This window comes from Streptomyces populi, assembly GCF_002911015.1.
Taxonomy (GTDB): domain Bacteria; phylum Actinomycetota; class Actinomycetes; order Streptomycetales; family Streptomycetaceae; genus Streptomyces; species Streptomyces populi.
This window is the reverse complement of sequence record NZ_KZ626971.1, coordinates 1-21,811: the sequence shown is the minus strand read 5'-3', so window position 1 is coordinate 21,811 and position 21,811 is coordinate 1. Positions and strand designations below refer to the sequence as shown.

13 protein-coding genes, 1 tRNA gene, 1 rRNA gene and 1 pseudogene are annotated in these 21,811 nt (G+C 70.5%); 4 read left to right on the top strand and 12 right to left on the bottom strand.

Features of this window, described 5'->3' with window-relative positions; all coding sequences use genetic code 11:
• The 3 genes and pseudogenes from CW362_RS37360 to CW362_RS37350 form a co-directional block, all read left to right on the top strand.
• A pseudogene (locus CW362_RS37360) lies at nt 1-509 on the top strand (DEAD/DEAH box helicase); the annotation flags it as partial.
• Between the two features lie 32 nt (nt 510-541).
• Entirely contained in the window at nt 542-1,417 is an 876-nt protein-coding gene (locus tag CW362_RS37355; protein WP_103554044.1) for an Fpg/Nei family DNA glycosylase, read from the top strand.
• 157 nt (nt 1,418-1,574) lie between these two features.
• Nucleotides 1,575-2,336: an SDR family NAD(P)-dependent oxidoreductase gene (locus CW362_RS37350; RefSeq protein WP_103554043.1), complete on the top strand. Its 762-nt coding sequence runs from the start codon at nt 1,575-1,577 to the stop codon at nt 2,334-2,336.
• Between the two features lie 348 nt (nt 2,337-2,684).
• Here the strand turns inward: CW362_RS37350 and CW362_RS37340 are convergent, their stop codons facing one another.
• The 9 genes from CW362_RS37340 to CW362_RS37300 all read right to left on the bottom strand — a co-directional run bounded on the left by CW362_RS37340 (nt 2,685) and on the right by CW362_RS37300 (nt 17,453).
• Nucleotides 2,685-3,155 carry a Dps family protein gene (locus tag CW362_RS37340; RefSeq protein ID WP_103554041.1) on the bottom strand — a complete coding sequence of 157 codons (471 nt, stop codon included), beginning with the start codon at nt 3,153-3,155 and terminating at the stop codon, nt 2,685-2,687.
• 259 nt (nt 3,156-3,414) lie between these two features.
• The gene (locus CW362_RS37335) at nt 3,415-3,792 is read right to left on the bottom strand and encodes a helix-turn-helix domain-containing protein (RefSeq protein WP_103554040.1); all 378 of its coding nucleotides are present in this window, start codon (nt 3,790-3,792) and stop codon (nt 3,415-3,417) included.
• Nucleotides 3,793-3,901: 109 nt separating this feature from the next.
• Nucleotides 3,902-4,447: a CinA family protein gene (locus CW362_RS37330; protein WP_103554039.1), complete on the bottom strand. Its 546-nt coding sequence runs from the start codon at nt 4,445-4,447 to the stop codon at nt 3,902-3,904.
• Entirely contained in the window at nt 4,444-5,256 is an 813-nt protein-coding gene (gene pgsA / locus CW362_RS37325; RefSeq protein ID WP_103554038.1) for a CDP-diacylglycerol--glycerol-3-phosphate 3-phosphatidyltransferase, read from the bottom strand. Before pgsA ends, CW362_RS37330 begins: the two co-directional genes overlap by 4 nt.
• Nucleotides 5,253-6,728, bottom strand: a complete 1,476-nt coding sequence (gene rimO / locus CW362_RS37320; RefSeq protein ID WP_103554037.1) for a 30S ribosomal protein S12 methylthiotransferase RimO — start codon at nt 6,726-6,728, stop codon at nt 5,253-5,255. The genes pgsA and rimO overlap by 4 nt, the downstream gene beginning before the upstream one ends.
• Nucleotides 6,729-6,820: 92 nt before the next feature.
• The gene (locus CW362_RS37315; RefSeq protein WP_103554036.1) at nt 6,821-7,678 is read right to left on the bottom strand and encodes a helix-turn-helix domain-containing protein; all 858 of its coding nucleotides are present in this window, start codon (nt 7,676-7,678) and stop codon (nt 6,821-6,823) included.
• Between the two features lie 333 nt (nt 7,679-8,011).
• Complete coding sequence (locus CW362_RS37310; RefSeq protein ID WP_103554035.1) at nt 8,012-10,768, bottom strand: DNA translocase FtsK; 2,757 nt, start codon at nt 10,766-10,768, stop codon at nt 8,012-8,014.
• A gap of 171 nt (nt 10,769-10,939) precedes the next feature.
• Nucleotides 10,940-11,623, bottom strand: coding sequence for a response regulator (locus tag CW362_RS37305; RefSeq protein ID WP_037620357.1), 684 nt, complete (start codon nt 11,621-11,623; stop codon nt 10,940-10,942).
• A gap of 334 nt (nt 11,624-11,957) precedes the next feature.
• A complete protein-coding gene (locus CW362_RS37300) occupies nt 11,958-17,453 on the bottom strand; it encodes a HAMP domain-containing protein (protein WP_103554034.1) in 5,496 nt (1,831 codons plus the stop codon).
• Between the two features lie 453 nt (nt 17,454-17,906).
• Between CW362_RS37300 and CW362_RS37290 the strand changes: the two genes are divergently transcribed.
• On the top strand, nt 17,907-20,654 hold the full coding sequence (locus CW362_RS37290) for a SpoIIE family protein phosphatase (protein ID WP_103554033.1): 2,748 nt from the start codon (nt 17,907-17,909) through the stop codon (nt 20,652-20,654).
• A gap of 113 nt (nt 20,655-20,767) precedes the next feature.
• On the opposite strand, the gene CW362_RS37285 is transcribed toward CW362_RS37290, so the two are convergent.
• From CW362_RS37285 to rrf, 3 genes are all read right to left on the bottom strand, one after another.
• Nucleotides 20,768-20,840, bottom strand: a tRNA-Thr gene (locus CW362_RS37285).
• A gap of 83 nt (nt 20,841-20,923) precedes the next feature.
• Complete coding sequence (locus CW362_RS37280; protein WP_103554032.1) at nt 20,924-21,586, bottom strand: DegT/DnrJ/EryC1/StrS family aminotransferase; 663 nt, start codon at nt 21,584-21,586, stop codon at nt 20,924-20,926.
• Between the two features lie 113 nt (nt 21,587-21,699).
• A 5S ribosomal RNA gene (rrf, locus tag CW362_RS37275) occupies nt 21,700-21,811 on the bottom strand; the annotation flags it as partial.

Below are 21,811 nucleotides of genomic sequence, written 5' to 3'. Positions count from 1 at the left end.
TCCCGGCCGGTTCGCCGCACCCGGACGCGGCCCAGCGCCGCAGCACCCCGTCCCGTCGCGGCGGCCCGCCGTACCCGGCGAACGGCTCCGCCCACCCGGGCGCCCGTTCCCGTACCGCCTCCCCGGCCGTCGTGCTGGCCGCGGCCGACCCGGCCAACGCCTATGGCGCGGCTCTCCCCTGGCCCGAGTCACCGACGGAGGCGGGCCACAAACCGGGCCGCAAGGCGGGTTCCCTGGTCGTCCTGGTCGACGGTGAACTGGCCCTCTACATGGAGCGCGGTGGCAAGACGCTGCTGGCCTGGCCGGCCGATCCGGACGGGCCCCTCGCGCAGGACGCCCGCCTGGCTCCGGCTGCGGAGGCCCTCGCCGCGTCCGCCCGCTCGGGCTCGCTCGGCACGGTCACCGTCGAACGCGTCAACGGCGTCCCGGCCCTCACCTCGCCGGTGGGCACTCTCCTGGAAGGAGCGGGCTTCATCGCCACCCCGCGCGGACTACGTCTTCGCGCCTGACCGTCCGCCCCCACCCGTGCCACCCTGGAGCCATGCCCGAAGGAGACACCGTCTGGCAGGCCGCGAGGCGCCTGCACGTCGCCCTCGCGGGCAAGGTCCTGATCCGCTCCGACCTGCGGGTGCCCCGGTTCGCCACGGCCGACCTCACCGGTCGTGCCGTCCTGGACGTCACCCCGCGCGGCAAGCACCTCCTTACCCGGATCGAGGGCGGTCTGACCCTGCACTCGCATCTGCGGATGGACGGCTCCTGGAAGGTGTACGAGGCGGGCCGGCGCTGGAGCGGAGGTCCCGCGCACCAGATCCGGGCCGTCCTCGGCACGGCGGACCGCACGGCGGTCGGCTACCGCCTGCCCGTGCTGGAACTGCTCCGCACCACCGACGAGGCCCGCGCGGTCGGCCACCTAGGCCCGGACCTCCTGGGGCCGGACTGGGACCCGGACAGAGCCCTGGAGAACCTCCTCCGCGACCCCGGCCGCGCCCTGGGCGAGGCCCTCCTGGACCAACGCAATCTCGCGGGCATCGGGAACGTGTACAAGAGCGAGCTGTGCTTCCTGCTCGGCGTCACCCCCTGGCTCCCCGTCGGCGCGCTGCCCGCCGACCGCGCCGCCCGGCTGCCGGTCCTCGCCAAGAAGCTGCTGGAGTTCAACCGCGACCGTCCGGTCCGCGTCACCACCGGGCTCCGTGAACAGGACCTGTTCGTGTACGGGCGCGCCCTTCGCCCGTGTCTGCGCTGCGCGACGCCGGTCCGCTCGGGGAACCAGGGCGACGGGTCCCGGGCGCGCCCCACGTACTGGTGCCCCCGCTGCCAGGCGGGCCCCACCCCGCCGCCGGAGACCGGCGGCCGCTCCGGCACGGCGCACCACCCCACCGGGTACGGGTCCCCCGACCCCGGCCGACGGCACCGCTGAGCCGTGGCCGGCGGCTCCCGGCACGGCACCCCGGGCCTGGCGCCGTGCCGGGCCCCGGTCCGAACACCGTGCCGGGTCCCGGTCCGCCGGTCCGCCCGTGCACCAAGTCGCGCGCAAACAATTGACGATCCGTCAGATCTCTTCGTACCGTCCCTCCATGGGCCTCCCCGCGTACGACCTCACCGGACGCACCGCCTTCGTCACCGGCGCGGGCAGCGGCATCGGCCGCGCGACGGCGGTCCTGCTCGCGGAGGCGGGCGCCACCGTGCACTGCGCGGACGTCGACGAGCAGGGCCTGCACGAGACGGCGACGCTGATCAAGGACCAGGGCGGTACCGCCCTCGGCCACCCGCTCGACGTCACCGACCGGGCCCGGCTCCAGCAGGCCGTCGCGTCGTGCGGCCGGCTCGACGTCATGGCGGCGGTCGCCGGGATCATGCACAGCAGCCCGGTCCTGGAGACCCTGGACGAGGATCTGGACCGGGTGCTGAACGTCAACTTCAAGGGGGTGCTGTACGCCTGCCAGGAGGCCGCACGCTCCATGATCGAGAACGGCGTCCGCGGCAGCGTCGTCACCATGGCGTCGGGCGCCATCGACTCCGGCGGTCCCGGCCTGCTCTGCTACAGCGCGGCCAAGGCGGCCGTCGTCCAGCTGACGAAGACACTGGCGACCGAGGCCGGCCCGCACGGCATCCGCGTCAACGCCGTGGCGCCCGGCTGGATCCGCACCCCCATGACCGACCGCCACGGCGAGCGGCAGGCCCACACCGAGGCGTTCATGGCACGCCTGTCACCCCTGGGCCGCGTCGGGGAACCCGAGGACATCGCCCACGCCGTGCTGTACCTGGCCTCGGACGCCTCGGCGTTCACCACGGGTCAGATCCTCCGCCCCAACGGCGGCGTCGCCATGCCCTGGTAGTCCGTCCGCCACCGCGCCGGCGCCGGGCCTCCCGCCAGTGGGCCCGCCACCGGTCCGGCCCCACGGCGCCGACCGCCCGGGACTTCGGCACGCAGTGGACCGGCAGCAGGCTGAGCCCCCACCCGCCCGCGGCGACCGTTCCTTCGAGCACCCCGGCACCGGGCACCAGAACGAGCCGGAGCACGCTGAACCACCACAGCGCGCCGAGGGCCAGGCACGCCCCCCTGCGCGCTGTTCGCCCCGTCATGGCACCCTCCTCCGGCGCGGCACCGGGCCGCCGATCTCACGCGCGAGCGGGGCGCACCGGCGGCACACGGCACCGGCCGGGGCGAAGCGGCTCCCGGACGCTCATCCGTTCTCCGCCTGGAACATCCAGTGGTGTTTCTCCAGGTCGGCCGTGATCCCGATGAGGATGTCCTGGCTCACCGGATCCGGGTCCGCGGTGGCGGCCACCCGCTCCCGCATCCGCGCGATCACCGCGCCGAGCGCTTCGACGAGCGTGCGCACGGCGTCGGCGTCCTTGATCCAGCCCTCGGGCGCGTGCCCGACGCCGCTGCTCGACGCCACCGTCGCGGCCCGCCCGTCCGGCGGGACGCCCAGGGTCGAGGCACGCTCCGCCACGGTGTCGGAGTGCAGCCGTGCGACGTCCACGACCTCGTCGAGCTGGAGGTGGACGGAACGGAAGCGGGGCCCCACCACGTTCCAGTGGACCTGCTTCGCCACGAGGGAGAGGTCCACCAGATCGACCAGGGCACCCTGGAGCGCTTCGGCGACGGTCTTCAGGTCCGCGTCGGACAGGGAGCTCTTCACGACGTACATCCGCATCCTCCGATTCACGACGGTCCCGGCGACCCGCCTCGTGGCCCCCGGCCCCGACGGCGGCACCGGCCGGCGGACGGCATCGGCTCCACCGGGTCCTCTCCACCATGGAGTCCGTGCGGGATACCGGCAAATGGGCCCACGGGAGACCTCGCGGAACGCGAAAGCCCCGGCCGGGCCCTCCGGGTCTCCCCGGAGAAGCCCCGGCCGGGGCTTCGCTCGTACGTCTTTCAGCTCAGGAAACGCGAACTGGTGAGCGTCAGGCGGCGACGACGTCGACCGCTTCCGCAGGCGCCTTGATCGTGACCCGTTCCGGTGGCACTCCGGTCACCGATACGGAATTGAGCATCGGGCGACGCACCGGTGCGGACACCGGTTCGGTGGCCGCAGCCGACTGTGCCAGCTCGGCGAGGGCGAGCTCGTCGCTCACTTCCCGCATGAGCTCGGACATCCGTACGTCCAGCGCGTCGCAGATCGCGGAGAGCAGTTCGGAGGACGCCTCCTTCTGCCCCCGCTCCACCTCGGAGAGATAGCCGAGTGAAACTCGGGCGGACGAGGAGACTTCGCGCAGAGTACGGCCCTGGCGCTGGCGCTGCCGACGCAGCACGTCACCCAGCAGGCGACGGAGCAGAATCATCGGTGGCTCCCTCCTCGGACCGCGTAGCCGCATCCTTCACGCCCCACCGTACCGCCTTGCGCCGCGGCCGTGCGGGGAGCGATGTCGTGTTCACTCAGGGCTGCAAACATCAAAACCCCCCGTTCTGTTCCGTATCCTGTGCCCGCTCATTCCCGGTCTGTTCGCCCGCGAGCTCCCGGAGAAGCAGCGCGAGTACGCTGCGTACACTCTCCATACGGATTTCCGCCCGGTCGCCGTTCAACCGCAACGGCACCACTTTCCCGTCGCGGGGGGTGCCGGGCAGCGCCTCGGGGGGCCCGTCGACGGCTACGTAGACCGTACCGACCGGCTGTCCGTCCTGAGGTTCGGGACCGGCGACGCCGGTGGTCGCGATCCCCCAGTCGGCACCGAGCGCCTCGCGCACCCCGGCCGCCATCTGTGCCGCGACCTGCGGGTCCACCGCTCCGCGTTCGGCCAGAAGAGTGAGATCGACACCGAGCAGTCCGTGCTTCAGTTCGGTGGCGTACGCGGTCACGGAGCCCCGGAACGCCTTCGAGGCACCCGGCACCGCGGTGATCTCGGCCGCCACCAGACCACCGGTGAGCGACTCGGCGACGGCGACCGTCTCGCCCCTCACCGTGAGTAGTCGCACCACCTCGGCGGCCGCGGACCTCACCGCTCGGCCTCAGCGGCGGCCGCCCGCCGCTCGGCGATTCCGCGGCGGCGCAGCACGACGGCCTGTCTCACGTAGTCGAGCCCGGTGACCACGGTCAGGATGATCGCGACGCCCATCACCCAGAACCTCAGGGAGGCCAGCAGCCCGGTCAGCGGCAGGATGTACATGCCGACCGCCGTGCCCTGGGCCAGCGTCTTCAGCTTGCCGCCGCGGCTCGCCGGGATGACCCCGTAGCGGATCACGACGAAGCGCAGCAGGGTGACGCCGAGTTCACGCCCGAGGATCACGATGGTGACCCACCAGGGCAGATCCCCGAGACCGGACAGGCAGATGAGCGCCGCCCCCATGATCGCCTTGTCGGCGATGGGGTCGGCGATCTTCCCGAAATCGGTGACGAGGTTGTACGTGCGCGCCAGGTGACCGTCGAAGATGTCGGTGATCATGGCGACGGCGAAGGCCGCCCAGGCCCAGGCCCGCATGGCGGGGTCGTATCCCCCGTCGGCCAGCATCAGCACCACGAAGCCGGGCACGAGGACGAGCCGGATCATGGTCAGGATGTTGGCGATGTTCCAGAGGCTGGCCTGGTTGACGGCCGCGGCGCCCAGTTTCCCGCCACGAGGCGTCTTCGCACCGTCCGGAGCGCCTGCCGCTCCCGGACCACCGGATGCTCCCGGACCACCGGATGCGCCGGATGCGCCGGATGCGCCGGATGCGCCGGATGCGCCGGGAGCACCGGATGCGCCGGGAGCGCCCGTCGCACCTTTGGCGCCCGGGGAGCCGCCTGCCGCGGATGCCGGGGCTCCGCTCATCTGGCCGCCTCCTCAGCGCTCACGAGCGAGCCCAGGAGCGGCTCGGCCACCAGGTCGACACCTTCCGTACCGACCACCTTGGCCTCGACGATACGACCGACGGTCAGACCCTCGCCGCTCGTGAACAGCACCTGGCCGTCCGTCTCCGGCGCCTGGTGCGCGGCGCGGCCGTACGCGCCGTCCTCGTCGTCGATGCCCTCGACCAGCACGTGCACGGTCTCGCCCACGCGCTCCTCGGCACGCTGGGCGACCAGTTCCTCGGCGAGCCGGGACACTCGCGCGAGGCGCTCGGCGACGACGTCCTCGTCCAGCTTGTTCTCGTACGTCGCCGCTTCGGTGCCCTCCTCGTCGGAGTACCCGAAGACGCCGATCGCGTCGAGGCGGGCTCCGGTGAGGAAGCGCTCCAGCTCCGCGAGGTCGGCCTCGCTCTCGCCGGGGAAGCCCACGATGAAGTTGGAGCGCACGCCGGCCGCCGGGGCCTTGGCCCGGATGGTGTCGAGCAGTTCCAGGAACCGGTCGGTGTCGCCGAAGCGGCGCATGGAGCGCAGCACGTCGGGCGCGGAGTGCTGGAAGGAGAGGTCGAAGTACGGGGCGACGTTCGGGGTCGAGGTCAGGACGTCGATGAGCCCGGGGCGCATCTCGGCGGGCTGGAGGTAGCTGACCCGCACGCGCTCGATGCCGTCGATCTCGGCCAGCTCGGGGAGCATCGTCTCCAGGAGACGGATGTCACCCAGGTCCTTGCCGTACGAGGTGTTGTTCTCGGAGACGAGCATCACCTCCTTGACGCCCTGCTCGGCGAGCCAGCGGGCCTCGTTCAGGACGTCGCTGGGGCGGCGCGAGATGAACGAACCGCGGAAGGAGGGGATGGCGCAGAACGTACAGCGGCGGTCGCAGCCGGAGGCCAGCTTCACCGAGGCGACCGGGGACCCGTCCAGACGGCGGCGCAGGGGCGCACGGGGGCCGGAGACCGGAGCGACGCCCTCGGGGAGGTCGGTGGGTGCGCCGTGGCCGGGAAGGGCCACTTCCTCGCCGGCGCTCTGCCGCTCGGCGGGGCTGATCGGCAGCAGCTTGCGCCGGTCGCGCGGGGTGTGGGAGGCGTGGATGCCGCCGTTCAGGATGGTCTGGAGGCGGTCGGAGATGTCGGCGTAGTCGTCGAAGCCGAGTACCCCGTCGGCCTCGGGGAGCGCCTCGGCGAGTTCCTTGCCGTAGCGCTCGGCCATGCAGCCCACCGCGACCACGGCCTGGGTTCTGCCGTGCCCCTTGAGGTCATTGGCTTCGAGGAGGGCGTCGACGGAGTCCTTCTTGGCGGCCTCGACGAATCCGCAGGTGTTGACGACGGCGACGTCCGCTTCCTCGGCGTCCTCCACGAGTTGCCAGCCGTCCGCCTCCAAGCGGCCTGCGAGCTCCTCCGAGTCCACCTCGTTACGGGCGCAGCCAAGGGTGACGAGTGCGACGGTACGGCGTTCAGGCATGGGCTCAAGACTACTTTGTCTCACCGACAGCCCTTGTCGACGGGGTTGGCCGATCTTGACCGCCCCCGTCGACGGTGTGCTGCTCGGGACCCCTATCCGACCTGGGGGTCACCCTTCGTGTACGTCAGACGCTCCACCGCGCCCGGCCGGAACTGGTCCTCGATCTTCTTGCCGTTGACGAACAGCTGGATGGCTCCGGCGTCGCCGAGGATGAGGTTGATCTTGGAACTGTCCTGGAAGGTCTTCGACTCGCCCTGCTTGAGCAGCCCGTCGAAGAGCATCCGCCCGTTGTGGTCCTTGGCGGAGATCCAGCTGCGCCCGTCCGCGGCGCTGACCTGGACGGTCACCTTGTCCTGCGGAGCGGCCGCGATGGCGCTGTCGGAGGGATCGGACTTCGGCTCGACGGGCTTGGTGGCGGTCGCCGACGGAGCGGCGGACTTCTTGACGGTCGGCGTGGACCCCTCGGCGACCTGGGTCTTCGAGTCGTCGCCGTTGCCACCGCCCTTGACCATGGTGAACCCGACGAAGCCGATCACCGCGACGATCGCGGCGACCATGGCGGCCGTCCAGTTCGGCCCCCGGCGCTCGGGGCGGATGCGTTCGGCCTCGAAGAGCGGGGCGGCGGGCGTCGGCGCGGGACGTCCTCCGTGCTCGGCGTCGTACTGCGCGAGCAGCGGAGCCGGATCGAGCCGGACGGCGCGGGCCAGGGTCCGGATGTGCCCGCGCGCGTAGACGTCACCCCCGCAGGGGGCGAAGTCGTTCTGTTCGATGGCATGGATGATCGTGATACGGACGCGGGTGGCGTTGCTGACGTCGTCGACGGTCAGATGGGCCTCGATGCGTGCCTTCTGAAGGGCACGGCCGATCGAGGGCCGCTCAGCCGTAGGGTCGTCTTCGAACGGACGCTCGTCTTCGGGGGAGTTGCCGTCAGGTGAGTTGACGATGGACACGGGGGCGCCTTTCGAGCGTGTAGCCACCTGTGCTGGAAGTTCAGTCTAGGGGGGGTACGAAAGGGTGGGGCAACCGGGCGGTGGGACTTTGTACGCCATCAGAATGGCCGGTCATCCTGATATAGGGACATGGTGACGCCCCTTCGCTCAACTTGACGTGCGACAAGGCGAAACGGTTGCTCACCGACTCCTTACGGGTGAGTCACATTCACATATCAGCCGAGTGCGGAACCTGATGTTCCGCCATTCGCCCGACAGTCCGGCCGCTCCCCGAGCGACCGTCGTGCGCTCACCACGCCGTCACCGGTCGTCCTGTTCCCCCTCGTCGGGGTTCTACGCCTCTGCTTCCCCGCGCATCACGGCCAACACCCCGTCCAGCTCGTCGGCCTTCACCAGGACGTCACGCGCCTTGGAACCCTCGCTGGGTCCGACGATCCCGCGCGACTCCATGAGGTCCATGAGCCGGCCGGCCTTGGCGAAGCCGACGCGCAGCTTGCGCTGGAGCATCGAGGTGGACCCGAACTGCGTGGAGACGACCAGTTCGGCGGCGGCGCACAGCAGGTCGAGGTCGTCGCCGATGTCCTCGTCGATCTCCTTCTTCTGCTTGGTCTCCACGGTGACGTCGTCCCGGAAGACGGGCGTCATCTGGTCCTTGCAGTGCCGCACGATCGCCGCGACCTCGTCCTCGGTCACGAAGGCGCCCTGCATGCGCGTGGGCTTGTTGGCCCCCATCGGCAGGAAGAGCCCGTCGCCCTTGCCGATGAGCTTCTCGGCACCGGGCTGGTCGAGGATGACCCGCGAGTCCGCGAGGGACGAGGTGGCGAAGGCGAGCCGGGAGGGCACGTTCGCCTTGATCAGACCGGTGACGACGTCGACGGACGGCCGCTGCGTGGCGAGCACCAGATGGATGCCGGCGGCGCGCGCGAGCTGGGTGATGCGCACGATCGAGTCCTCGACGTCGCGCGGCGCGACCATCATCAGGTCGGCGAGCTCGTCGACGATCACCAGGAGGTAGGGGTACGGGGTCAGCTCGCGCTCGCTGCCCTCGGGCAGCTTGACCTTGCCGTTCCTGATGGCCTCGTTGAAGTCGTCGATGTGCCGGAACCCGAACGCCGCGAGGTCGTCGTAGCGCAGGTCCATCTCCCGCACGACCCACTGCAGCGCCTCGGCGGCCCGCTTCGGGTTGGTGATGATCGGTGTGATCAGGTGCGGGATGCCCTCGTACGCGGTCAGCTCGACACGCTTGGGGTCGACCAGGACCATCCGCACGTCCTCGGGGGTCGCGCGGACCATGATCGAGGTGATCAGGCAGTTGATGCAGGACGACTTGCCGGAACCGGTGGCTCCGGCGACGAGGACGTGCGGCATCTTCGCCAGGTTGGCCATCACGTAGCCGCCCTCGACGTCCTTGCCGAGCGCGACCAGCATCGGGTGGTCGTCCTCCGCCGCGTCCGCCAGGCGCAGCACGTCACCGAGGTTGACCATCTCGCGGTCGGTGTTGGGGATCTCGATGCCGACCGCCGACTTGCCGGGGATCGGGCTGATGATCCGCACGTCGGGGCTGGCGACCGCGTACGCGATGTTCTTGGTGAGGGCGGTGATCCGCTCGACCTTCACGGCGGGGCCGAGCGTGACCTCGTACCGCGTGACCGTCGGCCCGCGGGTGAAGCCCGTGACGTCGGCGTCCACCTTGAACTCGGCGAAGACCTGGCGCAGGGAGTCGACGACCTTGTCGTTGGCGGCGCTGCGGGTCTTGCCGGGGCCGCCGCGCTCCAGCAGGTCGAGGGAGGGCAGCGCGTAGGTGATGTCCCCGGAGAGCTGGAGCTGCTCCGCGCGCGGGGGCAGCTCGCGCGGCGCGTCGGGCGCGGCCTTGGTCAGGTCGGGCACGACCGACTCGACCGGCAGGCTCTCCTGCCTGGGGCGCTTGGCGCCCGGGACGGCCTTGGCACGGGCGGCCGGTACCGGCGTCGTCTCCTCGTACCCGTCGCGTTCGACGCTGACGCCCTGCGTCAGATCGGCGACCAGGGGCGAGGGCGGCATGCCGTGGAGCACGGCGCCGTCCAGCGCCGCGGCGGCGGCCGCGGCGACGTCCACGGCGTCCATGGGCCGGTTGATGTCGGGCGGTTGCGCACCGGGCCCGCGGGGGCGGCTCCTGCGCCGGGTGAGCGCCTCCTGCTCGGCGCCCTCGGGGTCGTACGCCTCGGGGGCGCGCGAGCGCCCGCCGGGGCGCCCCGTCATCCCCTCGCGCCACTGCTCGTCGTAGCGCTCGTCGTCCTCACCGAGCAGGTCCTCGTCGAAGTCGGCCTGGACGACGCCGAGCTTCTGGCCGAGCAGCCGCAGCCGCTGCGGGATCGCGTTGACCGGGGTCGCCGTGACGACCAGCAGCCCGAAGATCGTCAGCAGCACGAGGAGCGGTACGGCGAGGACGTCACCCATCGTGTACGTCAGCGGGGTGGAGGCCCCCCAGCCGATGAGCCCGCCGGCGTCCCTTATCGCCTGCATCCCGTCGCTGCGCGCGGGCGCCCCGCACGCGATGTGCACCTGTCCGAGGACACCGATCACGAGCGCCGACAGACCGATCACGATCCGGCCGTTCGCCTCGGGCTGCTCGGGGTGCCGGATGAGCCGCGCCGCGATGACGGCGAGAAGTATCGGGACGAGGAGGTCGAGACGGCCGAAGGTGCCGGTGACCAGCATCTCCACGAGGTCGCCGACGGGACCGCGCAGATTGGACCAGGTGCCCGCCGCGACGATCAGCGCGAGACCGATCAGCAGGAGCGCGAGTCCGTCCTTGCGGTGCGCCGGGTCGAGCCCCTTCGCACCGCGTCCTATCCCGCGGAAGGCGGCGCCGACGGCATGGGCGACGCCCATCCACAGGGCGCGCACGAGCCTGTACACACCCGCGGTGGGGTTGGGCGCCGGCGCGGGTGCGGGGGCGGGCTTCTTCGCGGGGGCCCTCTTGGCGGGCGCCTTGCCGGCGGCCTTCTTCGCGGGGGCCTTTTTCGCGGGGGCCTTCTTCGCCGGAGCCTTCGTCGGAGCGGACGCCTTCTTCGCGGGCGGCTTCTTGGCTGCGGACTGACGTGAGGCCATGTGTGTGAGGTTACCGGTGGAGACGACAGCGACACGTGCGCCTCCCCCAAGTTCTCGACTTCGCTCGAACAGGGGGGAGCCCGCTTCACCCGGTCGTGTCACCCTCGCCGGGAGCGGAACTGACGCCTCCTCAAGGCCTCGCGCGGCCTCACCGAGGTGCTCCTACGGGCTTCAGCTCTGCGACGGCACCGAGGGGGCCCCGCTGCCCGTACCCGGCTCCAGCGCGTCCAGCGCCCTGCGCAGCCCGGTGAGTTTGCGCTCGAGGTGGGCGGCCGTGGCCACGGCCGCCGCGTCCGCGGAGTCGTCGTCGAGCTGCTTGGACAGCGCCTCGGCCTGCTCCTCGACGGCCGCGAGCCGCGCCGAGAGTTCGGCGAGGAGTCCGGCGGGCTCCTTGGCCTCGCCGAGCGCCGCCTTGCCCCCACCCTCCAGCTGGAGCCGCAACAGGGCCGCCTGCTCACGGAGTTGGCAGTTCTTCATGTAGAGCTCGACGAACACCGAGACCTTCGCGCGCAGCACCCACGGGTCGAAGGGCTTGGAGATGTAGTCCACCGCGCCGGCCGCGTACCCCCGGAAGGTGTGGTGCGGACCGTGGTTGATGGCGGTGAGGAAGATGATCGGGATGTCCCGGGTCCGCTCACGCCGCTTGATGTGCGCGGCGGTCTCGAATCCGTCCATGCCCGGCATCTGGACATCCAGCAGAATGACCGCGAAGTCGTCCGTGAGCAGCGCTTTGAGCGCTTCCTCCCCGGACGATGCCCGTACCAGTGTCTGATCGAGCGCGGAGAGGATCGCCTCCAGCGCCAACAGATTCTCCGGCCGGTCATCGACCAGGAGGATCTTGGCCTTCTGCACCATGGCCCGCCCTCCTCGCCCCGGCATGGGGCCTCCCCTGTCCGCAGGACTTGGGGAAGCGCCGGGCGCCGCCCCAGGGGACGACTCCCTTGCGCCGTCCGTCCTTGTGCCGGTCATGCTAGCCGCACCCCGCCTGTCGCCACACCCTGTCACCGTGATGTCACTGTGCACGTAGCAGAAACGCGGCAGGGGACCAGAAGGTTCCCCGTATCCCGTGCTTCTACACGGCTTCGGGCGCAGTCGGTCGTCCGGCGCCGGACCGCCGGAAACGACCGTGCCGCACGGTGTGCCGGTGCGCGGCACACCGTGACGACCCACGTCACTCCCTACGAGTGTGTCACCCCTCGCGCATCCACTGCGCCATGACGGACAGCAGGTGATCGGGGTCGACCGGCTTGGTCACGTAGTCGGAGGCACCCGACTCGATCGCCTTCTCCCGGTCGCCCTTCATCGCCTTCGCCGTCAGCGCGATGATCGGCAGCCCCGCGAACTGGGGCATCCGCCGGATCGCCGTGGTCGTGGCATAGCCGTCCATCTCGGGCATCATGATGTCCATCAGAACGACCGTCACATCGTCGTGCTGCTCCAGGACCTCGATGCCCTCGCGGCCGTTCTCCGCGTACAGCACCGACAGTCCGTGCTGCTCGAGGACGCTGGTCAGCGCGAAGACGTTGCGGATGTCGTCGTCGACGATCAGCACCTTCTCGCCCTCGAAACGGATGCCCCGGCCCTGCTGCGGTCCCGCGTCCTGCTGTCCCGCGGCCGCCCACGACTCCTGAGCGGCGCCCGCGCCGCCGTCCTGCTGCCCGGAGACGTCCGCGCGCTGTTCGGCCGTCGGCAGCGTCCTGCGACGCCTCCTGAACAGCGCGGCGGGCCCGTTCTGGGCCTCCTGGTACGACTTCACCTCGGCCGGCGTCCCGATGGCGTGCAGGTCGGCCTCGGAGGCCAGCAGCTCCCCCGCCTCCAGCGCCGGCACGAGCTGCCCGTAGCCCTGCGGCGGCAGTTCGCTCGGGTGCAGCGGCAGGTACAGGGTGAAGGTGGAGCCGCGCCCCGGCTCGCTCTGGGCGTAGATCTCGCCGCCGAGCAGCCGCGCGATCTCCCGCGAGATGGAGAGCCCGAGCCCCGTACCGCCGTACTTGCGGCTCGTCGTGCCGTCCGCCTGCTTGAACGCCTCGAAGATCACCCGCATCTTGCTCGCCGCGATCCCGATGCCGGTGTCGGTCACGGAGAACGCGATCAGATCGGCGTCCGCGTCCCGCAGCGACCCCGACTCCAGCAGCTGCTCCCTGATGGCCACCGGCACGTCCGTCCCGGCGGGCCGGATCACCAGCTCGACCGCTCCGGAATCGGTGAACTTCACCGCGTTGGAGAGCAGGTTGCGCAGCACCTGGAGGAGGCGCTGCTCGTCGGTGTGCAGCGTGGCGGGCAGCTCCGGCGAGACCCGTACGGAGAAGTCGAGCCCCTTCTCCGCGGTCAGCGGACGGAACGTCGCCTCCACGTAGTCGACGAGCTGGACGAGCGCGATCCGGGTCGGCGACACGTCCATCTTGCCCGCCTCGACCTTCGACAGGTCGAGGATGTCGTTGATCAGCTGGAGCAGGTCGGAGCCGGCGCCGTGGATCGTCTCGGCGAACTCGACCTGCTTCGGCGTGAGGTTCGTGTCCGCGTTGTCGGCGAGCAGCTTGGCCAGGATCAGCAGCGAGTTGAGCGGCGTCCGCAGCTCGTGCGACATGTTCGCCAGGAACTCGCTCTTGTAGCGCATGGAGACCGCGAGCTGCTCGGCGCGCTCCTCCAGGACCTGCCGGGCCTCCTCGATCTCGGTGTTCTTGACCTCGATGTCGCGGTTCTGCTGGGCCAGCAGCTCGGCCTTGTCCTCCAGTTCCGCGTTCGAGTCCTGGAGCGCCTTCTGCCGGTTCTCCAACTCCGCCGAACGCTCCCGCAGTTGCTCGGTGAGCTCCTGCGACTGCCGCAGCAGCACCTCCGTCTTGGTGTTGACCGAGATGGTGTTGACGCTCGTCGCGATCATCTCCGCGATCTGGTTCAGGAAGTCCTTCTGGATCTGCGTGAAGGGCGTGAACGACGCCAGCTCGATGACACCGAGCACGGTCCCCTCGAAGAGCACCGGAAGCACGATGACCTGGGCCGGAGGCGCCTCGCCGAGTCCGGAGGAGATCTTCAGGTAGCCGCTCGGCGCGTTCTCCACGAGGATCGTGCGCTTCTCCTGCGCGGCCGTCCCGATCAGCGCCTCACCGGGTCGGAACGAGGTGGGCATGGAGCCCATGGAGTAGCCGTACGACCCGAGCATGCGCAGCTCGTACGCCTCCTCGTCCTCGGCGCCCGCGTCCTTGCCGTCGACCAGCGGCATCGAGAGGAAGAACGCGCCGTGCTGGGCCGAGACGACCGGGGTCAGCTCGCTCATGATCAGCGAGGCCACGTCGTCGAGGTCGCGGCGGCCCTGCATCAGGGCGGAGATCCGGGCGAGGTTGCCCTTCAGCCAGTCCTGCTCCTTGTTGGCGATGGTGGTGTCGCGCAGGTTGGCGATCATCTTGTTGATGTAGTCCTGGAGTTCCTGGATCTCGCCGGAGGCGTCCACGTCGATCTTCAGGTTCAGGTCACCGCGGGTCACCGCGGTCGCCACGCGCGCGATGGCACGCACCTGCCGGGTCAGGTTCCCGGCCATCTCGTTCACCGACTCGGTGAGGTCGCGCCAGGTGCCGTCGACGTCACGGACGCGCGCCTGACCGCCCAACTGCCCCTCCGTGCCCACCTCACGAGCGACCCGGGTGACCTCCTCCGCGAAGGACGAGAGCTGGTCGACCATCGTGTTGATGGTGGTCTTGAGCTCCAGGATCTCGCCGCGCGCGTCGATGTCGATCTTCTTGGTCAGATCACCCTTGGCGATGGCCGTGGTGACCATCGCGATGTTGCGCACCTGGCCGGTCAGGTTGGACGCCATCCCGTTCACCGACTCGGTGAGGTCCTTCCACGTCCCCGCGACTCCCGGAACGTGCGCCTGTCCGCCGAGGATGCCGTCCGTACCCACCTCGCGGGCCACCTTGGTGACCTGCTCGGCGAACGAACTCAGCGTCTTCACCATGGTGTTGAAGGTGTCGGCGAGCTGCGCGACCTCACCGCGCGCCTCGATCGTCACCGTGCGGGTCAGGTCGCCGTTGGCGACGGCCGCCGCCACCTGCGAGATGTTCCGCACCTGCATGGTCAGGTTGTAGGCCATCAGGTTGACGTTGTCGCTCAGGTCCTTCCAGATGCCCGTGACCCCGGGCACCCGCGCCTGACCGCCCAACTGCCCCTCGGTGCCCACCTCACGGGCCACCCGGGTCACCTGCTCGGCGAACGACGACAACTGGTCGACCATCGTGTTGACGGTGGTGACCAGTTCGAGGATCTCTCCCTTGGCGTCGACGGTGATCTTCTTGGACAGGTCTCCCATGGCGACCGCGGTCGTGACCTCGGCGATGTTGCGCACCTGGCTGGTCAGGTTGTTGGCCATGAAGTTCACGGACTGGGTGAGGTCCTTCCAGGTGCCCGAGACGCCCTGCACCTCGGCCTGCCCGCCGAGGATGCCCTCGGTACCCACCTCGCGGGCCACCCGCGTCACCTGCTCGGCGAAGTTCGAGAGCTGGTCCACCATCGTGTTGAGGGTGTTCTTCAGCTCCAGGATCTCGCCGCGCGCGTCCACGTCGATCTTCTGCGACAGGTCACCGCGGGCCACCGCGGTCGCGACCTGCGCGATGTTGCGCACCTGGGCGGTGAGGTTCCCGGCCATGCCGTTCACCGAATCGGTCAGGTCGCGCCACACACCGGCGACGCCGGGCACCTGCGCCTGACCGCCCAGCCGGCCCTCCGTACCCACGTCACGGGCCACCCGCGTCACCTGGTCGGCGAACGCGGAGAGCTGGTCCACCATCGTGTTGATGGTGTTCTTCAGCTCCAGGATCTCGCCGCGCGCGTCCACGTCGATCTTCTGCGACAGGTCACCCCGGGCCACCGCCGTGGTCACCTGCGCGATCTGGCGCACCTGCGAGGTGAGGTTCCCGGCCATGAAGTTGACGGAGTCCGTGAGCTCCTTCCAGGTACCGGACACGCCGTCCACCCGGGCCTGACCGCCCAGCCGGCCCTCCGTACCCACGTCACGGGCCATCCGCGTCACCTGGTCGGCGAAGCTCGACAGCTGGTCCACCATGGTGTTCACGGTGACCTTCAGCTCCAGCATCTCGCCGGCGACCTCGACGGTGACCTTCTGCGACAGGTCACCGTTGGCGACCGCCGTGGTCACCTGGGCGATGTTGCGCACCTGACCGGTCAGGTTCTGGAACGCCGTGTTGACGGAGTCCGTGAGGTCCTTCCAGGTGCCGGCCACGCCGGGCACCTGCGCCTGGCCGCCCAGCTCGCCCTCGACGCCGACCTCGCGCGCCACGCGCGTGACCTCGACACCGAACGACGAGAGCTGGTCGACCATCGTGTTGACGGTGTTCTTCAGCTCCAGCATCTCGCCGGCGACCTGGACACTGACCTTCTGCGACAGGTCGCCGCTGGCCACGGCGGTCGTCACCGCGGCGATGTCCCGCACCTGGGTCGTGAGGTTCCGGAAGACCGTGTTGACCGAGTCCGTGAGGTCCTTCCACGTTCCCGCCGCCCCCGGCACGTTCGCCTGGCCGCCGAGCCGTCCCTCGCCGCCGACCTCGTTGGCGACCCGGGTGACCTCGTCGGCGAACGTCCGCAGCGTCTCGGTCATCTGATTGATCGTCTCGGCGAGCTGAGCGACCTCGCCACGTGCCGAGACGGTCACCTTCTGCGACAGGTCACCGCTCGCGACCGCCGTGGTCACCTGCGCGATCCCGCGCACCTGGGCCGTCAGGTTGCCGGCCATGAGGTTCACCGAATCGGTGAGGTCCTTCCACACACCGGCCACACCGGGCACCTGCGCCTGACCGCCCAGCTCGCCCTCCGTACCCACCTCGCGGGCGACGCGTGTCACCTCGGACGAGAAGGAGGACAGCTGGTCCACCATCGTGTTGACGGTGTTCTTCAGCTCCAGCATCTCGCCGGCCACATGGACGGTGACCTTGCGTGACAGGTCACCCTTGGCGACCGCCGTGGTCACGAGAGCGATGTCGCGCACCTGGGCGGTGAGCCGGTACGCCATCGTGTTGACCGAGTCCGTGAGGTCCTTCCACGAACCGGACATGCCGCGCACCCGGGCCTGACCGCCCAGCTTGCCCTCGGTGCCCACCTCGCTGGCCACCCGCGTCACCTCGTCGGTGAACGTCGACAACTGGTCCACCAGGTTGTTGACGGTCCGGCCGACCTTCAGGAACTCACCGCGCAGCGGATGCCCGTTCCCGTCCGCCGCCTGCGCCCGCAGGTCCATGCGCGGCGACAGATCGCCCTCCGCGACCGCGGACAGTACCCGGCCGACCTCGGAGACGGGCCGTACGAGATCGTCCACCAGCGCGTTCGACGCGTCGATCGCGGCCGCCCAGGCCCCCTCGCCGGAGCCCGCCTCCAGCCGCTCCGTGAGCTTGCCCTCACGGCCCACCACACGCCGGACCCGCGACAGCTCGCCCGTCAGATGCAGATTGCGGTCGGCGACCTCGTTGAAGACGGCCGAGATCTCGGACATCACGCCGTCACCGGAAACAGTGAGCCGCTTGCGGAAGTTGCCGTCCCGCATCGACACCAGGGCCGCCAGCAACCGGTTCAGGGCCGCCGTGTCCACCTCGGTGGTGCCGGTGCGCGGTGCGCGCCCGCTCTTCAGGGACTGTCCGCCTTCCGCGCGCGTCCTACCGCCCCGCGTCGCTGCGCCAGACTCCACTGTGTCCCTCCCGCAAGGGTCGACCGATACTGCTCGGCGTACTCGGGTACTTCTACTCGGTACTTCTACTCGGTACTTCTGCTTCTGTTCGGTACTTCTGCTGGTGCCGGGGTACTTCTGTTCGTGGTGCGCGGGAGGCATGCGACCTGCCCGGACCTTCTCCTGGAACCTGCCCAGTGTTTCACCCCGGCCGAACCAGGCCATAACAGTTCGGCAGCTTCGCACATCGTCCGCACACCCTCGGGACAGAACTCCGGTCCTGGCCGGAGGCGACCTCACGCACCTGTCCGAACGGAAACACCGGACTCTTCAAGACGGAAACACCCGTGACCGGCATCCGCAGGGGCCGCGAAGGTAAGTAACCTTGCAAGCGGCTGTCCAGCCGTGCCGGTCCCGTCCGGCCTGGACGGTGGCACGAGCACGAGCGGGCAGGCATCGGAGGGGCACCGCACCATGACCACCGGACTGCATCCCGGGGAGACACCCCAGGATCCCCGGCCGACAGGACACCACGCTCTGCCCACGCAGGAGCGGGTCGGCCACGGAACCCCGCATGCCGACGACCGGACGAGGAATTCTGTGATCACCGCGCGCGCGGCCGCCAGTTTCGAACCCGTGGGACGGTCCGTCGCGACCGCCCGCTCGTTCGTCCGGGACACGCTCCAGGGCTGGGGCTTCGCCGACATCGTCGACGACGCCGTCGTCCTGACGAGCGAACTGGTCACCAACGCCGTCGTGCACGCGGGCACCTCCGCCGACGTCCTGTGCCTGCGCAGCGACGACGGCGTGCGCATCGAGGTGGCGGACCGCTACCCGGAACGCGAGATCCCGCTCCAGGCCACGGCCGTCAACATGGGCAGCCCCGACCGCGAGGGCGGCCGCGGCCTCCAGCTGTGCGCGGCCCTCGCCCGCCGCTGGGGGGTCGAGTACACGCCCACCCACAAGCAGGTCTGGTTCCGGCTCGACCTTCCCGAGCGCGCGGTCGGCACCCGCGCCGCCGGCCCCTCGCTCCCCGCCGACCTCCTCCCCCTGGCCGACGGGCGCGTCCGCGTGGCGGTCGTCCAGATCGACCGCACCGGCTCCATCAACGCCTGGAACGAGGACGCCGAGGAGCTCTTCGGGTACGCGGCCGAGCAGGTCACCGGCAAGCCGCTCACCGACCTCGCGGCCTGGCCGCACACCCCCGGCACCGGCACCGGCATCGTCGAAGCCCTCCAACTCTCCCGTTGGGAAGGCAGTTACGGCGTCCGCTGCGCCGACGGCCGGGTCACCCCGGTCTACGCCTCGCACCTGCGGGTCCGCGACACGAGCGGCGAGCCCTCCACCGTCTGTCTCCTCGTCCGCGACCACGAACGCGCCGTCCTACAGACCCCGTTGCGCGGACCCGCCTCCGACCCGGGCGCCCACGCGGAGGGCCAGGCCACGGATCCGTTCGAGGTCTTCATCGGGTCGCCGGCCCCGGACGACCTCGACGGCCTCCTCCAGCGCACGGTGGAACGCGCCCGCGACATGCTCGACGGCGACTCGGCCTTCCTGCTCCTCGCCACCGACGACGAGACGGAGTTGGAGGTACGCGCCTCCACCGGCCTGCCGTCCGCGCGCCAGCGCTTCGCCCGCGTGCCCGTCGAGGCGGGACCCGGCCGCTACGGCTCGGCCCGGATGCCCGCCGTCCACGAGGACCTCACCCTCGTCCCCGGCGCCGTACCGCTCCTCGGCGGCACCGGCATGCGCTCGGTCGTCACCGTCCCGCTGAAGGTCGAGGGCCGCCTCACCGGCTCCCTCGGCGTCGCGGCCGAATCGCCGGGACGCTACTCCAACGAAGAGGCCCTGCGCCTCCAGTTCGCCGCCGACCGCATCGCCCTGGCGGTGGAATCGGCCCGCCTCGGCGAGCTGGAACGTCTGCGCCGCGGCTCGCTGTCCTTCCTCGTCGAGGCCTCCGACCTCCTCGCAGGCACCCTGGACCGCGACCAGACGCTCGCGCTCATGGCACAGATGACGGTCCCGACCCTCGCCACCTGGTGCGCCGTGTACACGATCGCCGACCAGGCTTCCGAGCCCTACCTCTCGTACGTCCTCCACGAGGACGAGGAACTCATCGACGGCCTCAAGGCGTTGCTCTCGAAGATCGCCCCGCCGGACCCGGTACCCACCCCGGGCGCCCGGGTCTGGTCGGCGCCGGCCGCGTCCGCCCACGACGCCGCCCTGCGCACCTCGATGCGCAGCCTGGGCCTCGGCGAGCACACGTCGATCCGTTCCGGTATCGGCCCGACGCTGGCGACGGCCGCGGCGGTCGGCGGCGAGACCGTCGTCCTGCCCCTGGTCGCCCGCAACCGTGTCATCGGCATGCTGACCCTCGGCAAGCCGTCGGACGAGCATTTCCGCCAGGAGATCCTGGAGTTGGCCGAGGACCTCTCCCGGCGGGCGGCCCTCGCGCTGGACAACGCCCGCCTGTACTCGGAGCGCACGGCGATCAGCCAGTCCCTCCAGCGCAGCCTCCTGCCCCCGGAACTCCCCCAGATCGAGGGCGTCGAGGTCGAGGTCATCTACCGGGCGGCCGGCGAGGGCAACGAGGTCGGCGGCGACTTCTACGACCTCTTCCCCATCCGCGACGGCGCGTACGGCTTCGCCATCGGCGACGTCTGCGGTACGGGCCCGGAGGCGGCGGCGGTCACCGGCCTCGCCCGGCACGCACTGCGCCTGCTGGCCCGGGAGGGCTACGGCGGTCCCGCGGTCCTGGAGCGGCTGAACTCCGCGATCCTCGACGAGGGCGCCCGCAGCCGCTTCCTGACCCTCCTCTACGGCGAACTGTGGCCCCAGGAGGACGGCAGCGCCGTCCTGAAGGTCGTCTGTGCCGGCCACCCGCTCCCGCTGCGCCTGCGTCAGGACGGCACGGTCGAACCGGCCGCCGAACCGCAGCCGCTCCTCGGTGTCATGGAGGACCTGGAGCTGTACGAGCAGAGGGTCACGCTCGATCCGGGCGATGTCCTGCTGTGCGTCACGGACGGCGTCACGGAGCGCCGCGAGGGTACCCGCATGCTCGGCGACGACGGTCTCGCGGACGTCCTCACCACGTGCACGGGGCTGACGGCCGGCGCTGTCGCCGCACGCATCATGCGCGCGGTCGAACGCTTCGCCTCCGACGCCCCGTCGGACGACATGGCGATCCTGGCGATGCGCGTTCCCGGCCTCCCTGCGGACTGAGACCCGACGGACCGACGCTCCCGGGACTTCGGTCCCCGGAGCCGGGTCGGGTTCCGCCGGTCCAGGACATACGAAAGGCCCCCGCCCACAAGGGCGGAGGCCTTTTCTTTCTGAGCCCCCCAACGGAATCGAACCGTTGACCTTCTCCTTACCATGGAGACGCTCTGCCGACTGAGCTAGGGGGGCCTGTCGTTCTCGAGGTTTCCCTCGCGGCGACAAGAGAGATCATACCCCGAACCGGACCGTGCTCCCAACCAGTCCGGCCCTGATCAGAAGGCCGGTTGCAGCAGTCCGCCGAGCGCGTTGCAGGCGGAGACGATCCGCTGCATCTCGCGCTTGGTCAACGTCCCGTCCACCGGCAGCGAAAGGGTCTCGTCGGCGGCCCGCTCGGTCTCGGGAAGCTGTACGTCGCGACGGAACCCGGGCAGGCGGTGCACCGGTGTCTTCACGGGCACCCTGCACTCGACTCCCCTGGCCCGTACGGCCCGTGCGAAGGCGTCCCGGTCCGGACGTCCGTTGCCGGGCACCCGGACGACGTACTGCTGATAGGTGTGGCCATCGCCGCCGGCCGGCGTGCGCACCCCGTTGAGGCGGCCGTCGAGATAGGCGGCCCGCTCCCTGCGCTGCGCGATCTCGTCGTACGGCGCCTCGGACTCGCCCTGCTCCAGCAGCAGCAGCGCGTGCCGCTGCCCCAGGCCCCGCAGCCGCGCCATGTCGGCCGTCCGCCCGAAGCGGTGTATGACAACGAGCGCCGCCGTCCGGGGAGTTATGACCGCCTCCACCGCCTGCGGGTCCAGGCAGTACGTAGCCGGGTCTATGTCGGCGAAGACGACCGTGGCGCCGGCCTCGGTCACGGCGTCGGCCACCTCCACGTTCCCGAAGGCCGGAACGACGACCTCGTCACCGGCTCCGACGCCCGCGGCCCTGAGCATTGCAGCAGTACTCATGGCGCGGATACTGGTCGCACAACGTGAACTTCAAGTAAAGCAAAACAAAAAAGAGCTGGTCCCCGAACCGAAGTTCAGGGACCAGCTCTCTAAAATTTGTTCGGCGGCGTCCTACTCTCCCACAGGGTCCCCCCTGCAGTACCATCGGCGCTGTGAGGCTTAGCTTCCGGGTTCGGAATGTAACCGGGCGTTTCCCTCACGCTATGACCA